Genomic DNA, 23,405 nt, shown 5'->3' with positions numbered 1-23,405 from the left:
CAGCGGCAGGTCTCAGCGGTCCTTGACGATGACACCAAGCGCCTGGGCGAACAGCGGCGCCAGGTCCAGCAGCTGCCCGTGGTCAATGGTGGCGCCCTTGAGCGCCTCGATCCCTTCGGCGATCCCCAGCGCCGCAGCGCCCCGCAGGTCCACCTTCTTCAACTGGGCCTTGCTCAGCCGCACCCCCTCCAGGGTCGAGCCGGGAAAGGTCACGTCCGTGAGCCTGGCGCCGCCGAAGTCAACCCCCCGCAGCAGGCAGCCCACGAACTGCACCTCCTGCAGGGTGGCGGTGCGCCAGTTGACCGAGTCGAACTTGCAGTCGAAGAACCTCACCCGGCGCAGCTCCGCGCTGAACGCCGCCACCCCGGCCAGTGCGCCCGAGACGACCTCGGCATCCAGCCAGCTCGTCTCGGCCAGGTCGGTGCCCACCCAGCGCACGGTGTGGAGCCACACGTCATGGAACCGGGCGCGCTGCATCCGACCCCCGGTGAACGTCACCGACGAGAACACAGACTCGGTGAACCCTGCGTTGCCGGCCTCAGCGTCCTCAAAGACCGTCCCGTCGGCGTGGACGGTGTTGTAATCGCCCTCTTGCTCCAGGTCGCCGCGCAGCGGCTCCAGGTAGCTGGCGTAGGGCAGATCGGCGAGTTCGCGGGGCGTGGCGGACGACACGGCAGACCTCACAGACATCGGAAGAGGACATACGGCACCGGTCCGGGCCCGGCGATGGCCTTGCTCGCCGAGCCACAGTAGGAGACCCGACTCTATCGGCGCACCCACCAGCGGGAGAGACAATGAGCCAAGACCACGCCACCAGGATCGCCCTCGCCGGCCCGTCCCTGCACCAGCAGGGGACCGGCCCCTGGCAGCCCGCGACCGTGACCGTGAAGACCGAGCACCAGCCCGTTGACGTGCTCGACTGGACCCGCGCGCATCTGCGTACCGCGCGCTGCCTGCTCACCGACTATGGAGCCTTCCGGCTCCGCGGCACTGTCACCACCACCCAGACCTTCGGCCAGACCGTCGCGCTCATCGCCGACGCCCCGCTGCTGGAATACCTCAACCGCTCCACCCCTCGCAGCCGCATCAAGGGCAAGGTGTTCACTTCCACCGAGTATCGGAGCGACCAAGCCATCCACATGCACAGCGAACAGTCATACGCCGCCACCTGGCCAGCCGTGCTCGGCTTCTGGTGCATCACCCCGGCCACCAGCCGCGGCGAGACCCCGCTCGCCTCCACCGCCGACGTCCTCGACCGCCTCCCCGCCGACCTCGTCTCTCGCTTCCAGGCCCACGGCGTCCGCTACGACCGCTGGTACCGGCCCGGCCTCGACGTTCCCTGGACCGACACCTTCCAGACCGAACACCGGGCCAAGGTCGACCGCCTATGCGCCGAGACCGGTATCACCACCGAGTGGCACGACGACGGCACCGTCCTGCACACCGTCCACACCGCCCAGGCCACCCACGCACACCCCGGCACCGGACGGAAAGTCTGGCTCAACCAGGCGAACCTCTTCCATCCCGCAGCCTTACCGGACGACATCGCCGCCGCAGTCCGGGATCTCCCCGAAGACCACCTGCCACGCAATGCCTGCTTCGGCGACGGAACCGCCATCCCCCACAGCGATATCACCACCATAAACGACACCTTCACCGCGTGCAGCTGGGCCGAACCCTGGCAGCAGGGCGACCTGCTGCTCGTCGACAACACTGCCGTCGCACACGGCCGCCGCCCCTACCAGGGGCAGCGCCAGGTGCTCGTCGCCATGGCAGGGACGGCTCAATGAGGACCGCTGCTCCGCCAACTTCTGTCACCCGGCATGCCGGTGGTTCAGCGAGGTCGGGTAAGCCTCTGGCGGATCAAAGCCACGGCCTGGGCAAACAACGCATGGTCCGGCGGGCGGGTCAGCAGATCCGCGAGCGCGAACAGGTCGAGGGCCTTGCTGATCTCCGGCCACCCCTCCGGCAGCACCCCACCGGCCTTCTCGTACGCCCTAGGAAACTGCTCGGCAAAGCCAGGCGGCAGGTCCCGCGGAAAGCGCAGCATGTTGCCCAGATCGAACAGGCCAGAACCCGAGAACGCGTACTCCCAGTCCAAAACCGCCGACACCTGCCACCCCCCGCGCTCGCCTGGGCGCATGATCAGGTTCTTGGGGTTGAAGTCGGAGTGCACCAACTGATCCGCATCCCCCACCGCGGCCACCAGCGGTGCGCTCGCTGCCGCGAGCGCGATCAGAGCCCGCTTCTCCACAGCGGCGAGCGCAGCATCGGCATGCCCCCTGGCCAAGCTGGCCTCAACGAAGGCCACCAGATCGTCATGGTGATCCGGCGGCGCGGCGTCCGGCCGCAGGGCACCGTCGGAGAAAAAGCCCGGCCGACCGAACCGTACGGAATGAACCGTGGCCAGGATCCCGGCCACGGCCTCGGCCAATTGCGGGCCTTCCTCTTCCCCGGCCCCGGCGAACACCGCCGTCAGCGGCACCCCAGAGACGAACCGCGTCAGCATGAACGGCTCACCCAGCAGCTCCCCGCTGCCGTCGGCGTAGACCACCTCCGGAACCGGAATCCGGTCCGCGACCAGTTGCATCAACGCCGCCTCGACGGCGCACGTATTCCTGCGGGGATAGCGCCGCAGCACGAACGATTTCCCCTGGTCAGTTCGCAACAGCACGTTGTCGCTGCTGAAACCCCCAGACAGTCGGCGCTCGCCGACGACCTGCTCACCGCGAAGCACACAGCGACTCAGAACCGCCAGAGCCTTGCGGCCCACCAAAGTGCCAGGGTCATCAGACATGGGCGCCAGCTTGCCTCACAATACCTACAGCCTCAAACAACACGCGGGACGGCCTGACGCGGCCGCGCAGGACGTGGGGAGATCACCAGGCTGCCGCGCGATCTATGAGCGCGCGAACTGCTGCCGGTACGACGCCCAGCACCGAGCGGCCTCGGCGAGCTTGTTCGCCCGTGGGTCAGATTTGTCGCGGGCGACCGAGGTCCAGAAGCTGACCTGCGTCGCGGCGAAGGAATCCAAGGCGTCATGGGATGCAGTGTCCCAGGACGGTGCGCGTGCGGCGGCGCGCTCGGCGTCGGCCGGGTCGTGGCCGGCCTGGATCAACCAGACAAGCCAGCACGCAGGGGTCGATCCACGCCGCTCCCCGAGGGGGGCAGCTCCAGCCGACCAGGTGCGCCGTCTTCCCGTCGACCAAGACGTTCGCGGGGTTCCAATCGGTGTGCACCTTGAGTGCAGAGCTGCTAGAAGGCGAGGTTTCTTCAGGATGGCTCGTTTGCTGTTACTGGCCGTGTTGGCGTTCCTGGCGCTGGTTCTGCTGCTGGGGCGGCGGTTGAAGTTGACCCAAAGCCTGGGTGCCCTGGGTTTGCTGACGGCGTGGCTGGAGGCGTTGCTCCGGATGCCGCTAGCGGTTCCTGCGCACGCTCGCCGCGAGGCAACCTTCCCTCTGCCCATCACCTGCTGCACCTCCTGGCCACGAAAGCATGGATATGTCGGTGAGGTTCGAGGGCCAGACATTCGTGAGGGGCGGAGCCAGTTCGGCCGGCGGCGGCTCGGTGTCGACGCGATTCGGAGCGGGCCAGTCCGTTCCTTCCCGGCGATTCATAGGATCGCCACGAGGACAGGGGCAGGTCCTGACCCTGCCGGTCACAGGCGGCCGGGATATCCGGGGCCGGTGGCCTGTGCCGACCGTGGCTCTCGATCTCACCGACATCTCGACGCGGGAAGATCAACATGTGGCTCTAACAACCGTCGACGTCTGGCTCCCGTTCACCTACAGAGCCACAAGCACCGGTGTAGCATCGGCGCTTCGCGGTCACGACCAGCAAAGGTAACGCGAACAGGAGAAGCCCGTGACCGGTCCATCGACCACCCACGCACTCGACATCGGTCCCGACACGGTGACCAAACGCTACCCATCTTGGGAACACCAGCAGCCGCAGCGCGAATGGCGCGCCCTGGAGCTGCTGACTGTGCACGCGCCAGGCCTGGCGCCCGCACCTGTGCGCGCCGGACTGGACGCGGTTCCGCCCACGATCATGATGTCCCGCCTGACCGGCGTGCCGCTGGGCCTCACCGCCGTAACGACCGACCAGCTGGAGGCCATGGTCATCGCCATCACTACGGTGCAGGAGACGATCCCGACGCATGTCGTGCGCGAGCTGCCGCCGCGGCTGGGCGCCCCCGCTGCGATGCTCCAGCAGGTGCGCGCGCAGTACAGCCGGCGGCCGGACCTCGGCGGTGACCCGCTGGTGGTCAAAGCCTTCGACGCCGGAGCCGACTGGCTATTCGCCCCGGAGATCGAATCGCTCCTCACAAGCCGATCGCGGCCCGTGTTCGGCTCCGGCGACGGCAACCTCGGCAACTTCCTGTGGGGCACAGACCTGTGGGGCACAGACGGCCGTGTGCACCTCGTCGACTTCGAATACTCCGGCCGCAGCGACCGCTGCCATGAGCTCGCGGAGATCGCCGAGCACATCACCCTGTGGGCGACACAAGCCCTCGACCCTGAGACGCTGCTGGCGCGCTTCGATCTGACCGCAGATGAGAACCCTCGCCTGCGGCAACTTCGCCGCCTGATGGCGTGCCTTTGGTTTTTGCGGCTACTCCCCGGCGGTTCGGCTCACTTTCGCAATCCAGTCGGAACTCTGCAACGCCAAGCCGAGCGGTTCCTGATTCTCCTGCAGGACGGATAGGGGCAGGCAGATCGGGAAGTGGTCTCGCGCAGTGCGGGGCGTCAGACGGCGGCCGGGCAATCCAGCGGATCGACTTCTGCCCAGATCACTTTGCCGTCGGTGAGAACGTTGACGCCCAGCCGATCAGCGTGGCAGGCGGTGATGTACAGGCCGCGCCCGTTTTCGGCGTCGAAGTCCGGCAGGTCGTCGGGCACCTTCGGGATCGCGGGCACGACGGGGGAGTGGTCACGCACATCGATTCGGACATGGGTCGAATAGCAGCTCAGCGTGAGACAGAAGTACCGGTCGGGAGTGTGCTTGGCGTTGCTGCACAACTCAGTGATGGTCGACAGGCAGGCATCGGTTACGCCGGTCATCTGCCAGCGTCTCAGCCACATGTCCGCCGCATACCGGATCACCTGGAGGGCGGCCGGGGCCGGGGTGAGGGTCTGCGCCCAGGAGAAGCGTCCGAGGGCTGCCTGGCACTGATCCGCTGTCCAGATAGCGTTCACTGCTCCTCCACACGGCACATAGGCGGGGGACGCCGCGTGCGTATTGGGGCCGATGAGGCTGGTGTGCTTCACAGCACATGCTCGCCCTACTATGGCATCTCGTCAAGCACATGCCTGGCAAATTGCCAAACTCGTGCATGGGATACTTCGAATGCGTACACGTACCATGTCACCGGCACTGCGGAAACACGCCCGTGCGGGCGGTCATGAGGGGAGCACGCAATGGCAGTCCCCAGTAGCCCGCTCACGGCGCGGCGCAAGCTCGGCGCGGAACTCCGCCGGCTCCGCGACCTGGCCGGTCTGACTGCTGACCAGGTCGGCGAGCAGATCGGTTGTCACGGCTCCAAGGTCAGCCGTATCGAGACCGCGAAACGCACCTGCACCCTTTCCGACTTCCGCCGGCTCATGGAGCTGTACGGAGTCGACGACGAGCGCAGAGCGGAGCTGGAAGAACTCTGCAAGCACGGTCGCCAGAAGACCCCTCCGTGGTGGCACGCCTACGGCGACGTGATCAGCGCCAACTACGCCGAATTCCTTGCCTACGAGGCCGATGCCGTCGAAAGCCGGGAGTACCAGACCGTGTTCTTGCCGGGGCTCCTGCAGACGGAGGATTACGCACGTGCCGTAACCGCGGTGGGATTCGCTGCCCTGGGCCCCGACCAGGTCGACAGCCTCGTCGAGGTGCGCATGGCGCGCCAGCGGCGCCTGCAGGAGGAAGACCCCCTGTCCATCACCGCGGTGGTGACCCAGGCAGCCATTCGATTCCGGGTGGGCGGTGCCGACGTGCAGCACGCCCAGCTGGAGCATCTGATCGCCATCTCCGCGCTCGACAACGTCTGCCTGCGCGTGATCCCATTCGAGCAGGGAGAGAACGGCACCTACACCGGGGCATTCACCATCTTCTCCTTCCCCGACGAGACCGACTCCGATGTCGGTTTCGCCGAGTCGGTCGCCGGCAGCACCTTCATGGATGACCCCCGTGACCTACGCCGCCTGAACCGGCTATTCGCCAACCTCTCGCGGGCCGCGCTGAGCGCGGAAGATAGTCTGAAGCTGATCGAAGACGCCAAGAAAGAGGTCGCCTGACATGGTCAACCCGGCCGACCTGCACGCCGCCAACATCGATAACCTGGTCTGGCGCAAGAGCAGCTTTACCGCCAACAACGGGCAGTGCGTCGAAGTCGCCGACATCCCCGGCCTCGCCGCCGTGGCCATTCGCGACTCGAAAAACACCGGCCTTCCCGCTGCGCGGGTCTCCGTATCCGCATGGTCGGCCTTCCTCTGCGCGCTCACTACGGAGAAACTCTCCGCTCATCACGCAGACCCCGCCCTGGACGGTCGCGCGCTTCCGTCGAAGACGCAGCCGCCGGAGAAAGCCGCGCTGTATGCGGTGGATCTTTCCGACGTCACCTGGCTGGCCGCTCCGGGAAGCAGCCCCGAAGATCGCATCGAAATCTCCTACTTCGCCCTTGGAGCCGTAGCCCTGCGCGATCCCGCACACGCTGACCTGCGCTACACCGAAAGGGAGTGGGACGCGTTCCGGCGGGGCGTTCTCGCCGGCGAGTTCGCCTGATCATCTAACAACTTCGTGCGCAATAGGGATCGGGACGGCCCCGGCTGAGGTTACCGGGCGATGTGTTGGTGATCGTCTGTTACCGGGGGGCGGGGAGCTTGGCCACGTCGAAGTGCTGCCAGGTCGGGGCGGTGGTTTCGAAGGTGGCCTGTCCTTCGTCGATGCCGAGCTGGTAGATGTCCAGCACCCGTCCGGCGTCCTCTTCGGTCATGGCCCGGACGCGCATACTCATGCCGGGCCGGTGGCGGTCGTCGTCTCGGAGGTGAGAAGTTCGGCGATCAGCGCGCCGACGCGGGCCTCGATCTGGTCGCGGATCGGCCGTACGGCGTCGATGCCTTGTCCGGCCGGGTCGTCCAGCTGCCAGTCCTCATACCGCTTGCCGGGGAAGATCGGGCAGGCGTCCCCGCAGCCCATCGTGATGACCACGTCCGAGGCCTGGACCGCCTTGGTGGTGAGCACCTTGGGGATCTCGGCGGAGATGTCGATGCCGACCTCGTTCATCGCCGCTACCACCACGGGGTTGACTGCGTCGGCGGGGGCCGAACCGGCTGAACGGACTTGGATGCGTCCTTGGGTCAGGTGGGTGAGGAACGCGGCGGCCATCTGGGATCGGCCGGCGTTGTGGACGCAGACGAACAGCACGGACGGGACGGTGGTGCTCATGGGCGGGAATTTCCTTGCTCGGAGAAGGATGCAGCGGGGACAGCAGCGTCGACGACTTCGCGGGCCGGTGGGGGAACGAGCGGGTCGAACAGGAGGGCGGCCAAGCCCAGGCCGGTGGCGGCGCCGAGGAGCTGAGCGGCTATGAACGCAAGCGCCGAGGTCGGGGCGATGCCGGCGAAGGTGCCGGTGAACGCGCGCCCGATGGTGACGGCGGGGTTGGCGATTATCTGGACAGATGTCAAGGGGTCACCTCAAGTGGTTGAGCCTCCTGGCTGTTGTGGGGCAGGACGACGTCGGGCGCGCTGTCCTTGATGTTGGGATAGAGGATGGCGATGGCCAGCACGGCCAGCGCGGCGCCGATGAGTTCCGCAATCAGGAACGCGCCGGTGGAGGCGGGAGCGATGCCAGCGAAGCTGTCGGTGAGCGTGCGGGCCAAAGTCGCTGCTGGGTTGGCGAAGCTGGTCGATGAGGTCCACCAATAGGCTGCTCCGATGTAGGCGCCGACGGCGAACGGCGCGGCTGACGGCCGTCGGGATCGGACGACGCCGAAGATGACCAGCAGCAGGCCGAAGGTGGCCACGACTTCGCCGAGCCAGAGGCCGGGCGAGCTGCGATGCGTGGTGGAGATCTGGACCGCGGGCAGGGAGAACATCAGGTTGGCGATGACGCTGCCCGCTGCGCCGCCGAGGAGTTGCGCGGTGATATAGGCGGCGGCCTGGCCGGTGGTTAGGGCCCCGAAGACACGGTCGGCAAGGGTGACCACCGGGTTGAGGTGGGCGCCGGAGACCGGGCCGAGCGCCAGGATGATGGCCACCAGCGCGGCGGCGGTGGCGGTGGAGTTCTCCAGCAGTTGCAGCCCCACATCGTCCGGGGAGAGCCGTTGCGCGGCGATGCCGGACCCGATCACGGCGGCCAGTAGTAGCGCGGTGCCGAGGAACTCGGCGAAGACGCGGCGGGCCAGTGCGGTGTTCATAGGCAGACCTGCCCGTCAAAGTCGTGGTTCTCATGGAGGGGTTCGCCGAGCTCGGTGAGCAGGGCCTGAATGCGGGCGGCGGTGGCCTGGTGGCGTTGGACCTCCCGTTCCCAGCCGCGGGTCCGGGCGTCGTCGATGAGGGTCTGCTGCATGCGATGACGGCGGCGCAGCCGGTCGGCGTAGCGGGGAGTGGTGACAAACTTGGCGCAGGACAGGTAGAGGTCGCACTCGCACGGACCCTCGGCGGGCAGCCGCAGGCAGTGACCAAGTTCCAGCTCGGTCTTGAGGAAGTTGGTGGTGAGCCAGTCAACGGCTTCGGGGCCGAGCCTCCCGCCCCGCAGCGCTTCGGCGGCGGGACCGGCGATGGTCGCTCCAGGAGTGAGGACGGACTGGTAGTCGGCCAGGACCTGGGGATCGCTGATCTGGGCGTAGACCATCGACATGCCGGGGCTGGTGTGGCCCAGAACCTGCATGATGGTGTGCAGGCGAGCGCCGGACTCGGCGAGCTGGGTCCCGACGGTGTGCCGGAACCGGTGCGCGGTGATGGTCGGCTGCCTGGCAGCGTCCACCAGCCCGGCCGCGACGCAGGCAGTCTCCAGCGAGGCGTCGAATAGGTAGGACGCCGAGCAGGGGCGTCCCTTGCGGACGAACAGCCGTCGCACCACCGTGCCGGACAGATCGTCGCGGAAGCCGCGTTCGGCGCCCCGATCGACTTGAACGGCGCGGATGGCGTCGGCGGCGTCAGGGTGGATGGGGACCTGGCGTTCACGCCGGGTCTTGCCTGCGGGAATCCGCAGCCGCGGAGTGCCGTCGGGGTAGGCATCCAGGCAGTCCAGTTCCAGGCGGCGGATCTCGTCGCGGCGGGCACCACTCCACCGGGCGATCAGCAGCGCGGCCCGCTGGTAGGAGTCGGGCAGGCTGGTGACGGCGGCCATCAGCCGGTCCAGTTCGTGATCGGGGATATAGCGGGGCACTCGCCGGGGCACCTTGGGCAGGTCGCCCGCGCCCAGCAGCGGCCGGGTCGGCCCGCCGGGCCAGCCCCAGCTCGCGACGTCGCTAGTGAACACCGATACCGCCGATAGCATCGCGCGTTTGGTCATTATCGCCAGCGGATTTCCCGGCTGGCCGGCGCGCAAGGGGTGCCCGCTTCGGAACCCGGTCGCGGTGTCCAGGTAGGTGGCGAAGGCCAGCGCGTCCTGGCGGGTGACGTGCTCCCAATCGGTGACCTGCGGCGCGTGCTGGGCCAGGAATGCCATGAAGCGCCGCAATCCCAGCTCCACCTTCTCCAGCGTCGATGGGCGGGCGTCCAGCGCGCGGGTTTCCAGGTAGCAGACCAAGATCTTTTCCATCGCCGGTGGTCCGACGTGACGCTGGGCGTAGGTGGGTTTGGCCATGGACGGTGGCTCGGCGAGTTGGCCGCGGTGGTAGAGCACCGTCGCCAGCCGGTGCAAGTGGCTGCGGAGAATCCTGGCACGAACGGTGAACGCCTCCGCCGGGCCGTAGAAGGCGGCCACGTCCTCCCTCTTGGCGAACTCCGTGAGGGCCTGGGCATAGGCGGTCAGATCCGCCTCACCCAGCCGCGCGGGGTCGGCGTGGCCGGCGGCCAGCAGGAGCCGCCCGACCAGTGGCCAGAACGCGTGCTCGGACGACCGGCGGGTGTAGCCGAGCTGTACCGAGTCCGCTACCAGGCACTCGATGCCGGCGGCCAGGCTGCCGCCGACGTTGCGCGGGACCCGTAACGTCGCCGCAGCGGTCAGATACGGCCAATCCAGCCGCAGCCCATGCTGCAGCGACAGGTGGATCACGTAGAGACGGCCCTCGAAACTGATCCGGTCGGTCAGCCGATCGGCGCGCTGGCCGGGCAGGCTGCCCACCCGCACTGGCAGCGGCTCAGCCAGCCAGTCCTCCAGGCGCGGCCAGCGGGCCACGAACGCCCGCCGCCGCGCGGCCTGCTTCTGCCGCCAGACCTTGCTGACCGGCAACTCGGCCAGGTAGGCGGCGAAGGTCTGCTCATCGACGTGGCCGTCCGGCCACTGCCCGGGCCGAAGCGGTTCGGGCAGGCTCACGCGTCCTCGCCCGCGCTCGTGTCGGCGCCGCGGCCGAGCGCTTGGCGATACTCGGCGACCACCAGCGGGTCGGACACCCGGGTGTAGCGGCGGGTGGACTCGGGTGTGGCGTGCCCCAACCGGCGCTGCAGCGCCAGTTCCCGCATGCCCGCCTCCCACATCCTGGTGGCGTGAGTGTGCCGTAGCGTGTGCGGAGTGATCCACGGCTGCCGGATCCCGGCGCGCTGCGCGCACCGCGCGAACATCCGCACCAGCCCGTCGTAGCCCAGCGGCTCCCCACGCCGGCTCCCGAAGCCGATCACGAACACCAGCTCCGTGCTCGTCTCGGCTGGCCGCTCGGTCATCACGTAGGCGCTCAGCGCGGCCAGCGCCGCGCCCTCGTGCAGGTCGACCACCCGCTCGGTCCGTGACTTGCTCCGCACCCCCGCCGGATGATCCTCCCGGTGCCGGATCGTCACCCGCCGCCTGCCGTAGGCGACGTCTTCCAGATACAGCCCCAGCACCTCGCCCGGCCGCAGCCCGCCCTCCAGCATGAGCAGCAGCAACGCCCGATCCCGCAGCGACCGCGCCGCCTCCACCAGCGCCTGGACCTGCGCCTCTTCCAGCGGCCGCGGCAGGCGTTCCACCGTCTTGACCCGCACGCTGCGCCGTACCGGACGCTGCCGACTCGACGACCCCAGCGCCGGGCGATGCCGCTCGCTCACCCGTGCCAGTGCCGGATCGGGCCGCTGCTCGATCGGATTCGCGCCGCCCCACCCACCCAAGATCACGAACTCGTAGAACGAGGACACCGCCGCCAACGCCCGGTTCACCGACGACGGCGCCAGCCGCCGCCCGGTCTGGCCGGAGGAGTCCACGGCCACCGACAAGCCCAGGCGCTGGCCAGGGCCCGTCACCACCACCGACCGCAGATAGGCCAACAGTTCCAAGGCGTGCACCGCGGAGAAGTCCTGCCACTCATACCCCCGCGAGCCCAGGAACAGCCAGAAATGCAGCAGGTCGTAGGCGTAGGCCCGGACCGTGTTCGGCGAACAGCCCCGTGCCGACAGGTGCTCCAAGAACGCCATCACGACCGCCACCGGCCGCCCGTCGACGTCCACCAGCTCCACTACGACCTTGCCGTCGGCACCTACCGAACGCCGTACCCGCACCCGCATCTCCAGCTCTGTCCACGATCGTCCCCCGCCAGGCCAAACGGCACCGGCCGGGAGGAATGATCAACGATGGTGTCCAGATAATGGCGAACGAGGTGGAGGAGGTGAACCAGTAGGCCGCGCCGATCCAGCACGCCACCGCGGCCGGAGCCAGGCGCGCGTGCCCGGCGCGGGCGAGTCCGAAGATCAGCAGGATCAGTGTGCCGGTCGCCACGACCTCGCCGATCCACAGGTGCGGCGCGAAGCGTTCGTGGGTGGACCAGGCCACCAAGGGCCGGGCGAACATGGCGTCGGCCAGCACCGCACCGCCGATCGCTCCGCCGATCTGCGCCGGCACGTAGACGGCCAGCTCTTGCAGGCTCAGCCCATCGCCACCCCGGCGGCCCGTCCACCAGGCGGCCAGTGACACCACCGGGTTGAAGTGCGCGCCGGAGACCGGGCCGAGCAGCGCGATCAGCACGCCCAGGCCGAAGACCGTGGCCAGGGAGTTGGCCAGCAGTTGCACGCCGACATCGCGCGACAGTTCGGTGGCCTGGATGCCCGAGCCGACCACCACGGCCACCAGCGCAGCCGTGCCCACCGCCTCAGCCGCCACCCGGCGAGAAAGCGGAATGGCAGTGCTCACCTGCCGACCCTGATGGCGATCGGGGCCTGGAGCAGGGAGTACAGCCGGGCCAGCGCATCGGGCAGCACCCAGTAGTACACCCACGTCCCCCGCCGTTCCGAACCCACCAAACCGGTCTCGCGCAGCACCTTCAGATGGTGGGAGATCGTTGGCTGGGAGACGTCGAACGGGCCGGTCAGGTCACACACGCACGCCTCGCCGCCCTCGTGGGAGGCGATCAGCGACAGCAGTCGCAGCCGGACCGGGTCCGACAGCGCCTTGAACATCCGCGCCAGCTCGACGGCGTCGGTCTCGCCCAGCGGTTCGCGCACCATCGGCGCACAGCACCCCTCCGTCTGGCCGAGCACCGGAAGCGACTGTTTCGACATGGGGCTATGTTGACAGGCGTCTAATCAGCGTGGCAACCTCCCAATCATATAGACGAACGTCGATACAGGACCGTCAACGAGGGGAGACCGTCATGTCCCGCGTCCAGCTCGCCCTGCGCGTCGCCGACCTGGAAGGCTCGATCGCTTTCTACTCCAAGCTCTTCAACGCCGAGCCGGCCAAGCGCCGCGAGGGATACGCCAACTTCGCCATCGCCGAGCCCCCGCTCAAGCTCGTCCTCATTGAGGGAGAGGCCGGGCAGGACACCCGCCTGGACCACCTCGGCGTCGAAGTCACCTCCACCGAGGAGGTCACCGCCGCCACCAGCCGCCTGAAGGAGGCCGGTCTGGCGACCTTCGAAGAGAACGACACCTCCTGCTGCTACGCACTGCAGGACAAGGTCTGGGTGCACGGCCCCGGCGCCGAGCCGTGGGAGGTGTATGTGGTCAAGGCCGACGCCGACACCCTCGGCAAGAGCGAGATCCCGACCGCCGAAGACGACGCCTGCTGCGGCACCACCATCTGCTGCACCCCCGAAGAGAAGTCCGTCGACCCCAGCCAGACCGTCGCCGAGGCCAAGGCCGCCGCTGGCTGTAGCTGCGGGCGCTGAGCGAGGCGGGTTCTGTGGTGCCGGCATCCGGACGGCCTGCCCGACATGACGGCGATTGCGGTCCACAGGTCAAGGGATGGCCTGCTCCACCCTCTCGGCGTCGACCCAGCATGGCGAATGAGCTGGAGCAGCTGGCCGCGTTCAGCGTGCCGGCCTGACATCGCCCATGCATCAGGGGACTGTCCAGCCTGGGAGTAGTCCTTCGTTCTCATCATCGTTTCCGTACGGGCCGAAGGGCCCGTGCTCGCCCGGGTCCGGTTGCCCCGAGCAGCAGGGCGCCGCCCTTCGCACGGTGCTGTGAGGGGATCACCGCGGTGCCGCTTCCAGCTGGCGCGCGGCGGCGGCCCGCAGCTCCCGCGCCTCAGGGATGTGGTTGTAGAGGGTGCCGGCGGAGACGCCGAGCAGCTTGGCGATGGAGGTGATGGAGTGCTCGGGGTTGGGCAGCATGTCGCGGGCAGCGCGCAGCAGGTCGGCGTTGACGACGGTCGGGCGGCCGCCAACCCGGCCGCGGGCCCCGGGCGGCGGCCAGGCCCTCGCGGGTGCCCGCCACGATGAGCTCCCGGATGAACTCCGCCATTATCTCAAGCCTTCCAGCGCATGTTCTCGATGTTCAGCAAGGTCGCCAGAAGCTCTGTGATCTGGTGTTGTGACGTGGTCATCTCCCCTTCATCCATGACGTTGATGAAGGGGAGGCGCCATGCTCGTACAGCGTGTCGCGTTGCCAACGGTCCGGGTGGACTCGTGGACGGTACTGGGGGACGACGATACGCAAAAGGTCCAAATGCCGAAAGAACCAGCAGACGGACCCGCATCGCTCCCCGCCGCGCCGTCGCCGGCAGCACTTCCGTGAGGTAGACCTGCGGGCGCGGTGCCGGTGTTGCCGCCGGTCGTTTCCCGCAAGTCCCCTCCCGCACCCGGCGTGCGACTCTCACCGCACCGGGCGCTCCACGTGTCTTGCCCGCCGGTCAACCCGTTGGTACTGCGGTTGCTGGGTTCGGGGTCCATGGGGTTGGTATCTTGTTACCGCGATAGCGGTACCGGGTCACGGCGACGCTGGATGCGCCGGTGAACACAACCCCGTTGTAGGCGAATCTCCATCCTGTGCCGCAGAAGCGGCGTCGGATTTCCTTCAGGCTGATCCGGTTCTTGCCCTTGTACTTGGCGCGTATCCAGCGCATCAGCCTCGACCAGGCGTGGCTGTCGATCGCGTCGAACACGTCCTTGGACACTCCGTGCCGGAAGTAGTTCGCCCACCCCACCAGTGACCTGTTGAGGCTGAGGATCAGCTTGTCCAGGTCCATATGGAGGGTCGACCTATACGTCTTCTCCTTCACCTTGTCCTTGATCGCTTGTACCGCTTTCTTGGACGGTTTGGTGTAGACGTAGTACTTCTGTGTTCCTCGTTTCCGCATTCTGCGTATGGTCATGCCGAGGAAATCGAAGCCCTCGTCTATGTGAACCACGCGGGTCTTTTCCGGTGACAACCGCAACCCCAGTGTGACTAGGACGGTCGCGACCTCCTCACGCAGTGCCTCAGCATGGTGTCTTTCCCCGAACACCATCACGACGAAGTCGTCGGCGAAACGGATAAGACGCCAGTTGCCCAGGCCCTTTCTTACGCGTTTGGCCCGCTGTGATTTGGTTCCCATCTCCTGCTGCCATTGCCGGTGGAAGTGTTCGTCCAACGCCGACAGAGCGATGTTCGCCAACAGCGGGGAAAGCGGCCCGCCTTGTGGGGTGCCGGTGATGGTCTCTTCCCGGTCTCCGGCTGTCGTCATGACCCCGGATTTCAAGAACGCCTTGACCAGCGCACACACGCGTTTATCCTTGATCCTACGCCGCAATCGGTCGAGTAGTGGCGTGTGCCCGATCTCGTCGAAGCACGCGGCGATATCCGCCTCCAGCACCCACCGGTAATTGGTAGGCTCGGAGGCCAGATGGTGTATCTCGGCTATTGCGTCGTGTGTGCGCCGGTTAGGACGGAACCCATACGAACACGGCAGAAAGTCTGCCTCAAAGATGGGTTCGAGCACCAGCTTCAGACTTGTCTGGACCACGCGGTCAGCGACAGTAGGTATACCTAGTTTGCGGAGTTTCCCGCTGGCCTTTGGTATCATCACCCGGCGCACTTCGACCGGCTGGAACTCGCCCGACTTCAACGAATCCCGGACGTGGCCCAAGAACACATCCACCCCAACCCGGGTTTCGATCCAGGCCACCGTGGCCTTGTCGACTCCCGGGGTCCTCGCCCCGACATTCGATGCCACACGTTCCCACGCGTGAACCAGAAACGCCGGGTCATAAACAAGGTTGTAAAGGTCACCGAACCGACGGGAGAGCTCCTCTCCCGCCCAGCGATGTAACTTGGTCTGCATCCTCCGTACCGCGAAAAAGGCTGAATCCTGATCCGGCCAATCCACGGCGCCGGTGTTCACCGGCGCATCTTCGGACATTACACTCCCTCCTTGAACTGACACGCTGCCGTTCTTCCCCATGTACGCGGCTTTCCCGCGCTCGGAGTACTACAACGGCTCCGCCCCACCTGCTCCTTCGGTCGGCGTCGCACCTATCCCTGGTTCCCTCCCTGGCTGGGCAAAGGGACTCCGTGGAACGGTCGCAGGTGGTTCCCACGTTCACGGGTGTTCGGTCGACGGGTTAGGCACTCGGCTGTACCCCTGCGGCATCGCCAACGGTTACGCCGTAGTCATTCACCGTGGCCTCCCGACCCAGACCGCAAAGACCCAATCGGGAGTTCTCCATCCGTCGTCGACGAACGGATACGCGCCGCCACCCAGCCCACATCCGCCGGATTAGAGCTGGTAAGGCCGTCAAGAGGCGTAACAACACCGATTCCTCACGTGTACCTTCCCGTCTCGCTCACCGCGCTCGGCCCATCCGGCAGTACTGAACCGACGCGACTTTGTCGAGGCTGCTCTCACCCTCCCCGGCGACCCCCGGGTCGAGTTGCCTCCAGCTTCACCCTGCCGCTACGACGGCAAGGCGATGGACGGTCTTTCACCTCCATCCGCAACACCCGCGCCTCGTGGCGCAATCACGGCCGCCCTACCGGTGGCCTACGGCCATGCAGCCGGCCACGGCGCTCCCGCACTGATCACAGGAGGCCACCAGCCCGCAATATTTGGCCCCGAGCCCATCATTCAACACGTGGCGAGCCTTGATCCGCGCCCTTCCAGTCCATGCCCAGAGCATCCAATGCGGCAATCTCCTGGACAGACAACCGCCCCTGCCGCCTAAGCCTGCGTTGCTTTACTAAGAAATGCACTAGATCTCTTTCACCTGGCTTCCGTGCCTTCCGGGACACTCGCAGATGCCCATGCTTCGCGTGGAACTCTATTAAGTCGTCTAGCCCGCCCGCACCGCTACCCCAGGTGAACCCGTGCTTGGTCAGCTCGTTGATCGCCTTCGCCGTGAGCACCCCGCGAGCCCGCTTGGTGCGCTGCGTAGCCACCCACACGTCAAGCCGCAATCCGCCTTCCACTTGATAGCCCACTGGGACGTCTAGATCTCCATGCTCCGCCACATAGCGCTGTACGGCTTGCAACCCCCGTTCCCACGGGGTTGCCCATATGAATCCACTGGCGTCCAACTCGGCGATCTGCTCTTTAGTCAAACGACCCCTCTGTCGATCCAGGCGTCGGTTAGCAACCCATCTGTGCATGGCTACTCCCTCACTAGACCTGTACGACGTCGGGATATGGTGATGCTTACCGGCCTTGCGAAGCTCCTCCCACCCCCTGACACCACGCTCCCAAGGCGTATCCCAGACAAAGCCCAGTTGGTCGAGTTCCGCGATCTGCGTCTCGGACAAGCTGCCGTTACGGCGGTCAATTCGCCGTTTCTTCGCCCAGGCGTAGAGCCGGAAACCGGTCGCTGTTTTGTAGTCGTAGGGGACGCGTAGATGCTTGTTCGTCTCATAGAAATCCCTAGCAGCCTTCATCCCGCGTTCCCAAGGACCGACCTCCCAACGAAAGCCGAGCCTCCTTAAATCTGCATCCTCCTCCTTTGATAAGCTGCCTGACCTCCAGAGCGTACGCAGGTATACGACCTCCTTTCCGAGCCGGAAATCACCGACGCTGTAGGTCCCCGGAACCTCACAGGTACCGTGTTCGAGATGGTATTCGCGCAGCATCTTGAACAACTTCACCCGGCTTCGCTGCATCGGCTCCCACCTCATCCCGAGGGCATCCAATGCACGCACTTCGGACGTGCTCAACCGTGAACGCCGATCTCCTCGCAAGGACGCGATCCACCGGCCCAACCGCACACCGTCCTGCGTGACGTAAGCAGCCGGAACCTCCAGATCACCATGCTTAGCGTGGTAAGCACGTGCCGCCGCGATGTACGTTTCCGTCCCTGACGAGATCGCGCGTACGATCCGTACGGTGATGGCGCTGCCGAAATTCGGGTCAACTTCGCTACCGACAAGGTGAAGCCACGGAGGGAGTTGAAGCGATCCAGAAGAATACGAATCGGCGAACACCGTATTCCGCGCACTGTCCAGCCAATTCGTTACACGGCTGTCATGTGCGCGCAGCGCGCGTAGCACTTCCCACACGGGATCAAACTTCGAACCTCGCAGTGCCGCGTCCGGGGTTTCGCCCTCGGCCAGAACTATCGGCACTATGATAGTCGCGACTTTCCTTCTCTCCCGAGTATCGCCGAGACGAACCACGCGGCCAATCGCCTGCACGATATCAACGACGCTGTTGCGCGCATCGGCAAACATAATCGCGTCGAGTTCGGGCACGTCCACACCCAACCCCAGAACTCTAGCGTTCGAGACAATCACTGTCTTGTCCCCGGGCTGCTCCAGCCGACTTAACACTCCGTAACGCCTGTCTAGAGACATCGTTCCGGATACGACATCCGCGTCTATCGCGGTCGGCCGTTCTTCTCTAGGCAAGAGTTCCGCGACACTAGGGAGAGTCGCAGCGAATTGCTTTGCCCCAGCCACCCGACTGTGATACGTAATCACCCGCCGGAGTCCGTATTGGCAAGCCGCTTTCAGCAAAGCGATCTGCCCCGCGAGCATCTCAGTTGAAACAGCCTTCGCCCCAACCTTCACGACGGGCCTTCCTCGCATCGCTCGCAGCACCTCGTCAGTCGTGACAAATGGGACTACGACCTGATAGTCAGCGACCAGCCGTCGCTTAATGGCTTCGCCGAAACTGAGGTGAAAGACCTCATTCCCATAGACGCTGTCATCGTCCATGCTCACCGCGTCCGCAGCTTCTAAGATGCGCGGAGTCGCGGTCATGAATATACGCCGACTAGCACGAATATAATCGTCCCGCGTAACGCCGCTCCATTTTTTGCCGTCATGCCCCGCACTAAGATGTGCTTCGTCAACGACCATCAGGTCCCAGTCGTGTGCGCCACGCGCCTGCGCATCCGAGACCACACTCTGGCTTTGATACGTGCAGAACACCGTCAGGCGATCCCAACGTCTCATGATGCCCGCCAGAACATCGGGGCTGGTCGTGATTCCGGCCGTAAGAGCGCCAAGGCTCGCATTGATCCGCGCGGCCTCGATCATCACGCTCGGATCGCTGCAAACCGCCGCCATGACTCCCGTACCGCTACCGAGATAGTCCGCGTACGCCCGCGCAGTCTGCGCGATCAGCTCCAGGGTCGGAACGAAGACCACGGACCTGCCGCACCCGATACGCTCCAGGAATCCAGCGCCCGTCAGCGTCTTACCCGACCCACACGCCATGGTCAACCGCGCGCGGCCACCCGTCGCAATCTCGCGGTAGAGGGCTTCAACGGCGGTCACTTGATGCGGCCGTAGAACCTTCGCTGTCACATCTCTCCCTAGGGCGGCACGGCCGCCCGCCACGTCGTAGCGGACGTAAAAAGCGGCGCCGCACAAATCGTCCGCACCGTCGCCGGCAGGACTCCCTCACGGTCGCCCCTTCGGGGTGGCCTTTGGCCATCCAGCCGGCCACGGCGCTCCCGCTCACAGAGGTAGCCCCCGGCACGGCAAGCCGGGGACTACGTGGGGTATCTCTGTCACTGATCAACGGCACCGATCGATAGGCACTCTCCTTTCGCCCTCCGCCTCCGATCAGAGGCGGCCCCGAGGGGATCTCACATCCGAGACCCCAGCTCTTGCGCGTGGCCCGCAGTCCAAGCGCCTCCACGCTCACAACGTCACTCGGCGACGCGAGGCCCCCGCCACAGCAACCCCGCCGCGCGCACCACGCCCACTCGCAGCCCTAACGGCATTGGCGGCGGTGCCAGCAGGGCCATTGCCACCGTCCACAGATGATCCTGAATCGATTGCCCCGCACGCATTGACCGGGCGATCTTCATCACGGCGAGGTTGGCATCCCGCCCGGCAGCACGCACCGCCGCCACGTCACAGACGAGCGTGTTCCCGAAGCCCATGACCGGCATCACCGCCACCAGGCCCATAACCGCCACGCCAAACGGCAGCGGCAAGAACCCGGCCACCCACCACCCGGCAACGGCCAAGCCGTTCTGTACGACCGTCCACCCATTCATGAACCCGGTCGTCTGCCGCAAATGGTGATACAAGAACGCCTTGAGAACCGGAGGGCTCAAGTGCGCGGCCCTATACCCCAGGGTGACCACGCGCACCCTGCCCAGCCACATCACGCCCACAACGAGGCACTAGCCGTGATCACAACCGCCGTCCTGCCTGCCGTCCGGGCACGGCAGAAAGAACGGATAGATCCCCTTGATACGCCTACTATTACTGGTCAGCACTCTTGCCATAAAGGCCGCGAGCACATGCTGTGTCTCTTCTGGCACGACGTGACGCCGCTCTTGCAAATAGGCGGTCGCCGTTGCCCAATCCACGGGGCCAAATGCCGTCAGCGGAGCGCTGACGAGAACACGTCCCACCGCCACGACCACAATGACCGAGATCCCCGCAGCCACCGGCAACGACAGCCCCACCGATAAGACATCCAGCAGAGCCCGCACCCCCAAGCCGACACCGAAGGCAGCCACCGCAATACCCAGACGGCGAACAAAAGGCTTCCGGCCGGTCCATGCCAAACCCGCCCGGGGAACATCCCCGAGAGGCACCTCCGCAGCCGTATCGACCGGGACACCATCGTGCCGGGGGGAGCCGGTAAGGAGAGTAAGGACCTCTTCAAACGACTTGAGACACTTTTCCATTGGAATGTTCGCTTCTCTTCTCGTGTGGATATGTGGAAACAGCAACGACTGTTGCCGTCGCTGAAAGGTGGAGAGATGATGACAAGGCGACGGCGCGGGTTGGAGGTCGTCGCCGCGCCGCCGCCAGCTCATGGCAGATTGCTACTGCCCCGGCAAACCCTCGGCCCCGGAGCCGTCCACGGGCACGACAGCGTGAGCCTGCCGATATTTCCAACCCTGCGGAATCCGATCAACGCCATTGAACCGGACGGCCTGACCCACCGGAAGCCGCTTTAATCCAGGCGGAAGATCAGCCACGCCGACGAACCACGCCGTTCCGTGCTTGTCCCGGATGAAGCCATGATTCTGGAAATGCTCCCACCGCTGAACCGTCCCATACCGATACCCGTCAGCAGCGCGCGGACTCCCCATAGTCCCCGCAATTGGTATGTTGAACGGATACATCAGCGGATAAGCAGGATCGAGCGCGGCCGAAAACAGATCCTCCCACTTAGGCGCACGATCAGCGGCCTTTACCAGGAAAGCAGCGGTGCGCGCCGTGGTAGCGACACGCTCTGAGGAAATCTGCGGAATGACCACCGGAACACCCATACTGCGGAGCCGGTCAATCAGCGGCAAATAGTCAGAGTCCCCAGTAACGAGCACCACAACATCTACAGCCCGGGAGGTCGCCGCCGAGTATGCCGCCAACGACAGTGCGACATCCGCCCCCGACTCCTTGTTGCCGTCGTACACCACGCTATGACGGACGATCCCCGACTTCTTGAGAACAAGATCCCATCTCGCCGACGCGATCCGCAACGCCGGAGCGGATTCGGTTCCAGACCCAACGAACCGCCCAAGAACGAAATGCGCCTCAGAGACGACGATCTCATCCAGATAAACACCGAATTCTCTGTGCACGTACCAGCGCAGCGCATCATGAATCCCCGGGAATGACGGGCTCGCCTGCCATTCAGAGTGATCCGCCATGAACTGCCAGAAGTAATCGAACCAGGTGCCGTCATAGAACACACCCAGCCGGAGAGAGGTAGCCCGCGCCGTCCTCAGTGAAGGCCGATTCGCAGACGTAGAACCAGAGCGACCCATGAACAGTATTCGCTTACCTAATCGGTGACATCGGATTGGGGGGCCTTCGACTGTGTGAACGCGGTAGCCGAAGGCTCGCAAGGTATGCAGTTTTCTCGACAGTTTCTAACCTATAGAGGGCCTCCCTCTTGCTGGTATCCGGGTAGAGACGGCTAGAAGATCTGCACGCACATCAACCGGTGCGCCGCCTCACGGGTGAAGTCGAAAAGCAGTTCGTTCCCCTTCGAGGCGTCACCTACCTGAAACCGGCGACAGAACCGCGGGAGAATCACTAACGCCTCATCGCTTCCCGATGTCCCCCGGCTCAGGAGATAGCCGGGGGACACTGTGGTGAACACATATCTCCGCCAAAAGACCGATACGTCAGCTTTCTATATCCAACCTCCATCGCCAGGCATCCCGAAGGCCGCATGTAATTCAGTGCCACTCCCCGATATCCCCGATACCTGACAGGTCACAGAGCGGGTGAAAGTCTCCGCGAACCGCCGTAACGGGCAGCCAGCAAACCGACTGCGTACGGGCGGAAGGATTCGAACCTCCGACGTCTCCAAGCGAACCGCCTATCGACATGCAGGAACATGGAAAAAGATCATGCCAGTCGTAATGCCCGGGTTGATGATGCACTTCCGTCTATTCGGCCCCGCGATCTAACTCAGCCGACTGGCGTCATCCTCACTCGTATTCGGCCTTATCGACGCAACCGGGAAAGGACTCCCCCAGTTGGACGACGCCGTTGGCTCTACTTCCTGATAACGGCGATAGATACGCTGTGCCGCCGAATTAACTTGCTGTATGAGAGCGTAGGTTTGCACGTGACGCCTACCGTCCCGGGAATACCGGCCGGTCCACCAGCGATACACCAGACCGGCCGGCCGCCATTCACACCGGACGATCAGGTCAGGACCGACTGACACCACTGCCGCATCGAGATCCTCATGAACGTCAACGGAAAGCCCGTATCCTTGATATAGGCGCCGTTGCAGTCTCCGTGCGGCGACAACAACCGACGGCACGGCCAGCGGAGGGAAATTCACCGCTTGACTCCCACCCCGCACAGCACGGGCATGGGACGGTGCTCCGCCTCGTGCTGGTCGAAAGGATTGTCCGGCCGCCATCCGGGCATCGCCACCAGGCCCGGCTCAACCATGTGCAGTCCACGGAAGAAGGCAGCGACTTCCTCGCGACTACGGGGCACACCTGGAGCACTGGCACCCTCGTAGACACGCGCCGCCTCGGTCATCGACGGGTCACGCAGCACGTGCGAGAGGATCAGCAAAGACCCCGGGGCCAGCGTGCCGACAAGATCCGCCACAATCCCGTGCGGGTCCTCGTCATCGGGGATGAAATGCAGGACAGCGACCAGCAACAGCGCAACCGGTCGCGTGTAATCGATATGCGGCATGCTCGCCCACAGAATCTCCGCCGGCGACCGGAGATCACCCTTAATGAACCAGCTGCGCGAATGCTTCTTCGTCTGCGAGTCGAGCAGCGCAGCACCATGAATGGCAACGACCTCGTCATTGTCAACGTAAACCGTTCGCACCTTACCCGGCGCTACCTCTTCCGCCACCTCATGAACGTTCCGTTGCGTGGGATATCCACTGCCGATGTCGAGGATCTGACGCATACCAGCCTCACCCACTGCATACTCAACAGCACGCCCAAGAAAACGCCGATTCGCCTTCACCATATGCGCAATACGCGGATTCAAAGCCAAGATCTTGGCCGCTGCCTCCCGCTCCGAGGCGAAGCTGTCCCGATCATCGCCAAGCAGAACGTTGTAGATCCGTGCCACACGCGGAGTATTAGTGTCCAAAGATGGACGAAGCTGAACTAACTCCCCACCATCGGACGGGCCGCCTTTAAGTAGGCTCGCCATGACCGCTTCCTCCGAATATCAGCAGTTTCCGCCAACCAT

24 protein-coding genes are annotated in these 23,405 nt (G+C 65.4%); 5 read left to right on the top strand and 19 right to left on the bottom strand.

All coding sequences use genetic code 11. The annotated features are described in order from the left end of the window. Positions 1 to 12: 12 nt before the first annotated feature. A complete protein-coding gene (locus AB0H21_RS37095; protein ID WP_358526180.1) occupies positions 13 to 690 on the bottom strand; it encodes a pentapeptide repeat-containing protein in 678 nt (225 codons plus the stop codon). A 104-nt stretch (positions 691 to 794) separates the two neighbouring features. Here AB0H21_RS37095 and AB0H21_RS37090 point away from each other — a divergent pair, with 104 nt between their 5' ends. Then, positions 795 to 1,790, top strand: coding sequence for a TauD/TfdA family dioxygenase (locus tag AB0H21_RS37090; RefSeq protein WP_358526179.1), 996 nt, complete (start codon positions 795 to 797; stop codon positions 1,788 to 1,790). A gap of 44 nt (positions 1,791 to 1,834) precedes the next feature. On the opposite strand, the gene AB0H21_RS37085 is transcribed toward AB0H21_RS37090, so the two are convergent. Next, positions 1,835 to 2,797, bottom strand: a complete 963-nt coding sequence (locus AB0H21_RS37085) for a phosphotransferase (protein WP_358526177.1) — start codon at positions 2,795 to 2,797, stop codon at positions 1,835 to 1,837. 102 nt (positions 2,798 to 2,899) lie between these two features. Then, positions 2,900 to 3,118, bottom strand: a complete 219-nt coding sequence (locus AB0H21_RS37080; RefSeq protein ID WP_358526175.1) for a hypothetical protein — start codon at positions 3,116 to 3,118, stop codon at positions 2,900 to 2,902. A 746-nt stretch (positions 3,119 to 3,864) separates the two neighbouring features. Here AB0H21_RS37080 and AB0H21_RS37075 point away from each other — a divergent pair. Then, positions 3,865 to 4,707: a phosphotransferase gene (locus AB0H21_RS37075; protein ID WP_358526174.1), complete on the top strand. Its 843-nt coding sequence runs from the start codon at positions 3,865 to 3,867 to the stop codon at positions 4,705 to 4,707. Positions 4,708 to 4,748: 41 nt separating this feature from the next. On the opposite strand, the gene AB0H21_RS37070 is transcribed toward AB0H21_RS37075, so the two are convergent. Continuing rightward, the gene (locus AB0H21_RS37070; protein ID WP_358526172.1) at positions 4,749 to 5,198 is read right to left on the bottom strand and encodes an ATP-binding protein; all 450 of its coding nucleotides are present in this window, start codon (positions 5,196 to 5,198) and stop codon (positions 4,749 to 4,751) included. Positions 5,199 to 5,420: 222 nt separating this feature from the next. Here AB0H21_RS37070 and AB0H21_RS37065 point away from each other — a divergent pair, with 222 nt between their 5' ends. Both AB0H21_RS37065 and AB0H21_RS37060 read left to right on the top strand, forming a co-directional pair. Further along, positions 5,421 to 6,284: a helix-turn-helix transcriptional regulator gene (locus AB0H21_RS37065; protein WP_358526170.1), complete on the top strand. Its 864-nt coding sequence runs from the start codon at positions 5,421 to 5,423 to the stop codon at positions 6,282 to 6,284. A gap of 1 nt (position 6,285) precedes the next feature. Then, positions 6,286 to 6,771, top strand: a complete 486-nt coding sequence (locus AB0H21_RS37060) for a DUF397 domain-containing protein (protein ID WP_358526169.1) — start codon at positions 6,286 to 6,288, stop codon at positions 6,769 to 6,771. 79 nt (positions 6,772 to 6,850) lie between these two features. Here AB0H21_RS37060 and AB0H21_RS37055 read toward each other — a convergent pair whose 3' ends face one another. The 8 genes from AB0H21_RS37055 to AB0H21_RS37020 are packed head-to-tail and all read right to left on the bottom strand — an operon-like array spanning position 6,851 to position 12,620. Beyond that, positions 6,851 to 7,003 (bottom strand): hypothetical protein, encoded by a 153-nt coding sequence (locus tag AB0H21_RS37055; protein WP_358526168.1) that lies wholly within the window; start codon positions 7,001 to 7,003, stop codon positions 6,851 to 6,853. Then, positions 7,000 to 7,434: an arsenate reductase ArsC gene (locus tag AB0H21_RS37050; protein WP_358526167.1), complete on the bottom strand. Its 435-nt coding sequence runs from the start codon at positions 7,432 to 7,434 to the stop codon at positions 7,000 to 7,002. Before AB0H21_RS37050 ends, AB0H21_RS37055 begins: the two co-directional genes overlap by 4 nt. Then, positions 7,431 to 7,676, bottom strand: a complete 246-nt coding sequence (locus tag AB0H21_RS37045) for a hypothetical protein (RefSeq protein WP_358526165.1) — start codon at positions 7,674 to 7,676, stop codon at positions 7,431 to 7,433. Before AB0H21_RS37045 ends, AB0H21_RS37050 begins: the two co-directional genes overlap by 4 nt. Further along, complete coding sequence (locus AB0H21_RS37040) at positions 7,673 to 8,407, bottom strand: MIP/aquaporin family protein (RefSeq protein WP_358526164.1); 735 nt, start codon at positions 8,405 to 8,407, stop codon at positions 7,673 to 7,675. The genes AB0H21_RS37045 and AB0H21_RS37040 overlap by 4 nt, the downstream gene beginning before the upstream one ends. Further along, positions 8,404 to 10,473 (bottom strand): tyrosine-type recombinase/integrase, encoded by a 2,070-nt coding sequence (locus AB0H21_RS37035; protein ID WP_358526162.1) that lies wholly within the window; start codon positions 10,471 to 10,473, stop codon positions 8,404 to 8,406. The genes AB0H21_RS37040 and AB0H21_RS37035 overlap by 4 nt, the downstream gene beginning before the upstream one ends. Next, positions 10,470 to 11,540, bottom strand: coding sequence for a tyrosine-type recombinase/integrase (locus AB0H21_RS37030; RefSeq protein WP_358526212.1), 1,071 nt, complete (start codon positions 11,538 to 11,540; stop codon positions 10,470 to 10,472). Before AB0H21_RS37030 ends, AB0H21_RS37035 begins: the two co-directional genes overlap by 4 nt. Next, positions 11,431 to 12,252 (bottom strand): aquaporin, encoded by an 822-nt coding sequence (locus AB0H21_RS37025; protein WP_358526160.1) that lies wholly within the window; start codon positions 12,250 to 12,252, stop codon positions 11,431 to 11,433. Before AB0H21_RS37025 ends, AB0H21_RS37030 begins: the two co-directional genes overlap by 110 nt. Further along, a complete protein-coding gene (locus AB0H21_RS37020; protein WP_358526158.1) occupies positions 12,249 to 12,620 on the bottom strand; it encodes a metalloregulator ArsR/SmtB family transcription factor in 372 nt (123 codons plus the stop codon). The genes AB0H21_RS37025 and AB0H21_RS37020 overlap by 4 nt, the downstream gene beginning before the upstream one ends. Positions 12,621 to 12,712: 92 nt before the next feature. On the opposite strand from AB0H21_RS37020, the gene AB0H21_RS37015 reads away from it, so the two are divergent. Continuing rightward, on the top strand, positions 12,713 to 13,228 hold the full coding sequence (locus tag AB0H21_RS37015) for an ArsI/CadI family heavy metal resistance metalloenzyme (RefSeq protein ID WP_358526156.1): 516 nt from the start codon (positions 12,713 to 12,715) through the stop codon (positions 13,226 to 13,228). A gap of 306 nt (positions 13,229 to 13,534) precedes the next feature. Here AB0H21_RS37015 and AB0H21_RS37010 read toward each other — a convergent pair whose 3' ends face one another. The 7 genes from AB0H21_RS37010 to AB0H21_RS36980 form a co-directional block, all read right to left on the bottom strand. After that, complete coding sequence (locus tag AB0H21_RS37010) at positions 13,535 to 13,675, bottom strand: hypothetical protein (RefSeq protein WP_358526155.1); 141 nt, start codon at positions 13,673 to 13,675, stop codon at positions 13,535 to 13,537. A 518-nt stretch (positions 13,676 to 14,193) separates the two neighbouring features. Then, entirely contained in the window at positions 14,194 to 15,681 is a 1,488-nt protein-coding gene (gene ltrA, locus AB0H21_RS37005; protein WP_358526153.1) for a group II intron reverse transcriptase/maturase, read from the bottom strand. Positions 15,682 to 16,382: 701 nt separating this feature from the next. Continuing rightward, on the bottom strand, positions 16,383 to 19,055 hold the full coding sequence (locus AB0H21_RS37000) for a Helicase associated domain protein (RefSeq protein ID WP_358526152.1): 2,673 nt from the start codon (positions 19,053 to 19,055) through the stop codon (positions 16,383 to 16,385). Between the two features lie 347 nt (positions 19,056 to 19,402). Next, positions 19,403 to 19,870, bottom strand: a complete 468-nt coding sequence (locus tag AB0H21_RS36995) for a hypothetical protein (protein ID WP_358526150.1) — start codon at positions 19,868 to 19,870, stop codon at positions 19,403 to 19,405. 15 nt (positions 19,871 to 19,885) lie between these two features. Then, positions 19,886 to 20,530 carry a hypothetical protein gene (locus tag AB0H21_RS36990; protein ID WP_358526149.1) on the bottom strand — a complete coding sequence of 215 codons (645 nt, stop codon included), beginning with the start codon at positions 20,528 to 20,530 and terminating at the stop codon, positions 19,886 to 19,888. Positions 20,531 to 20,539: 9 nt separating this feature from the next. After that, entirely contained in the window at positions 20,540 to 21,412 is an 873-nt protein-coding gene (locus tag AB0H21_RS36985; protein WP_358526147.1) for an NYN domain-containing protein, read from the bottom strand. 1,105 nt (positions 21,413 to 22,517) lie between these two features. Then, positions 22,518 to 23,366, bottom strand: coding sequence for an SAM-dependent methyltransferase (locus AB0H21_RS36980; RefSeq protein ID WP_358526145.1), 849 nt, complete (start codon positions 23,364 to 23,366; stop codon positions 22,518 to 22,520). Between the last annotated feature and the right edge of the window lie 39 nt (positions 23,367 to 23,405).

This window comes from Sphaerisporangium sp. NPDC051011 (assembly GCF_040653595.1).
GTDB lineage: Bacteria > Actinomycetota > Actinomycetes > Streptosporangiales > Streptosporangiaceae > Sphaerisporangium.
Note: the sequence above shows the minus strand (reverse complement) of the source record. Positions and strands in the feature narration are given on the sequence as shown.

Bases quoted from the DNA above. Each gene is read 5' to 3' on its own strand.
- AB0H21_RS37095 (WP_358526180.1), bottom strand. From the start codon at position 690: ATGTCTGTGAGGTCTGCCGTGTCGTCCGCCACGCCCCGCGAACTCGCC.
- AB0H21_RS37090 (WP_358526179.1), top strand. From the start codon at position 795: ATGAGCCAAGACCACGCCACCAGGATCGCCCTCGCCGGCCCGTCCCTG.
- AB0H21_RS37085 (WP_358526177.1), bottom strand. From the start codon at position 2,797: ATGTCTGATGACCCTGGCACTTTGGTGGGCCGCAAGGCTCTGGCGGTT.
- AB0H21_RS37065 (WP_358526170.1), top strand. From the start codon at position 5,421: ATGGCAGTCCCCAGTAGCCCGCTCACGGCGCGGCGCAAGCTCGGCGCG.
- AB0H21_RS37060 (WP_358526169.1), top strand. From the start codon at position 6,286: ATGGTCAACCCGGCCGACCTGCACGCCGCCAACATCGATAACCTGGTC.
- AB0H21_RS37055 (WP_358526168.1), bottom strand. From the start codon at position 7,003: ATGAGTATGCGCGTCCGGGCCATGACCGAAGAGGACGCCGGACGGGTG.
- AB0H21_RS37050 (WP_358526167.1), bottom strand. From the start codon at position 7,434: ATGAGCACCACCGTCCCGTCCGTGCTGTTCGTCTGCGTCCACAACGCC.
- AB0H21_RS37040 (WP_358526164.1), bottom strand. From the start codon at position 8,407: ATGAACACCGCACTGGCCCGCCGCGTCTTCGCCGAGTTCCTCGGCACC.
- AB0H21_RS37030 (WP_358526212.1), bottom strand. From the start codon at position 11,540: ATGGCGTTCTTGGAGCACCTGTCGGCACGGGGCTGTTCGCCGAACACG.
- AB0H21_RS37020 (WP_358526158.1), bottom strand. From the start codon at position 12,620: ATGTCGAAACAGTCGCTTCCGGTGCTCGGCCAGACGGAGGGGTGCTGT.
- AB0H21_RS37015 (WP_358526156.1), top strand. From the start codon at position 12,713: ATGTCCCGCGTCCAGCTCGCCCTGCGCGTCGCCGACCTGGAAGGCTCG.
- AB0H21_RS37010 (WP_358526155.1), bottom strand. From the start codon at position 13,675: ATGCTGCCCAACCCCGAGCACTCCATCACCTCCATCGCCAAGCTGCTC.
- ltrA (WP_358526153.1), bottom strand. From the start codon at position 15,681: ATGTCCGAAGATGCGCCGGTGAACACCGGCGCCGTGGATTGGCCGGAT.
- AB0H21_RS36990 (WP_358526149.1), bottom strand. From the start codon at position 20,530: ATGAGCTGGCGGCGGCGCGGCGACGACCTCCAACCCGCGCCGTCGCCT.
- AB0H21_RS36980 (WP_358526145.1), bottom strand. From the start codon at position 23,366: ATGGCGAGCCTACTTAAAGGCGGCCCGTCCGATGGTGGGGAGTTAGTT.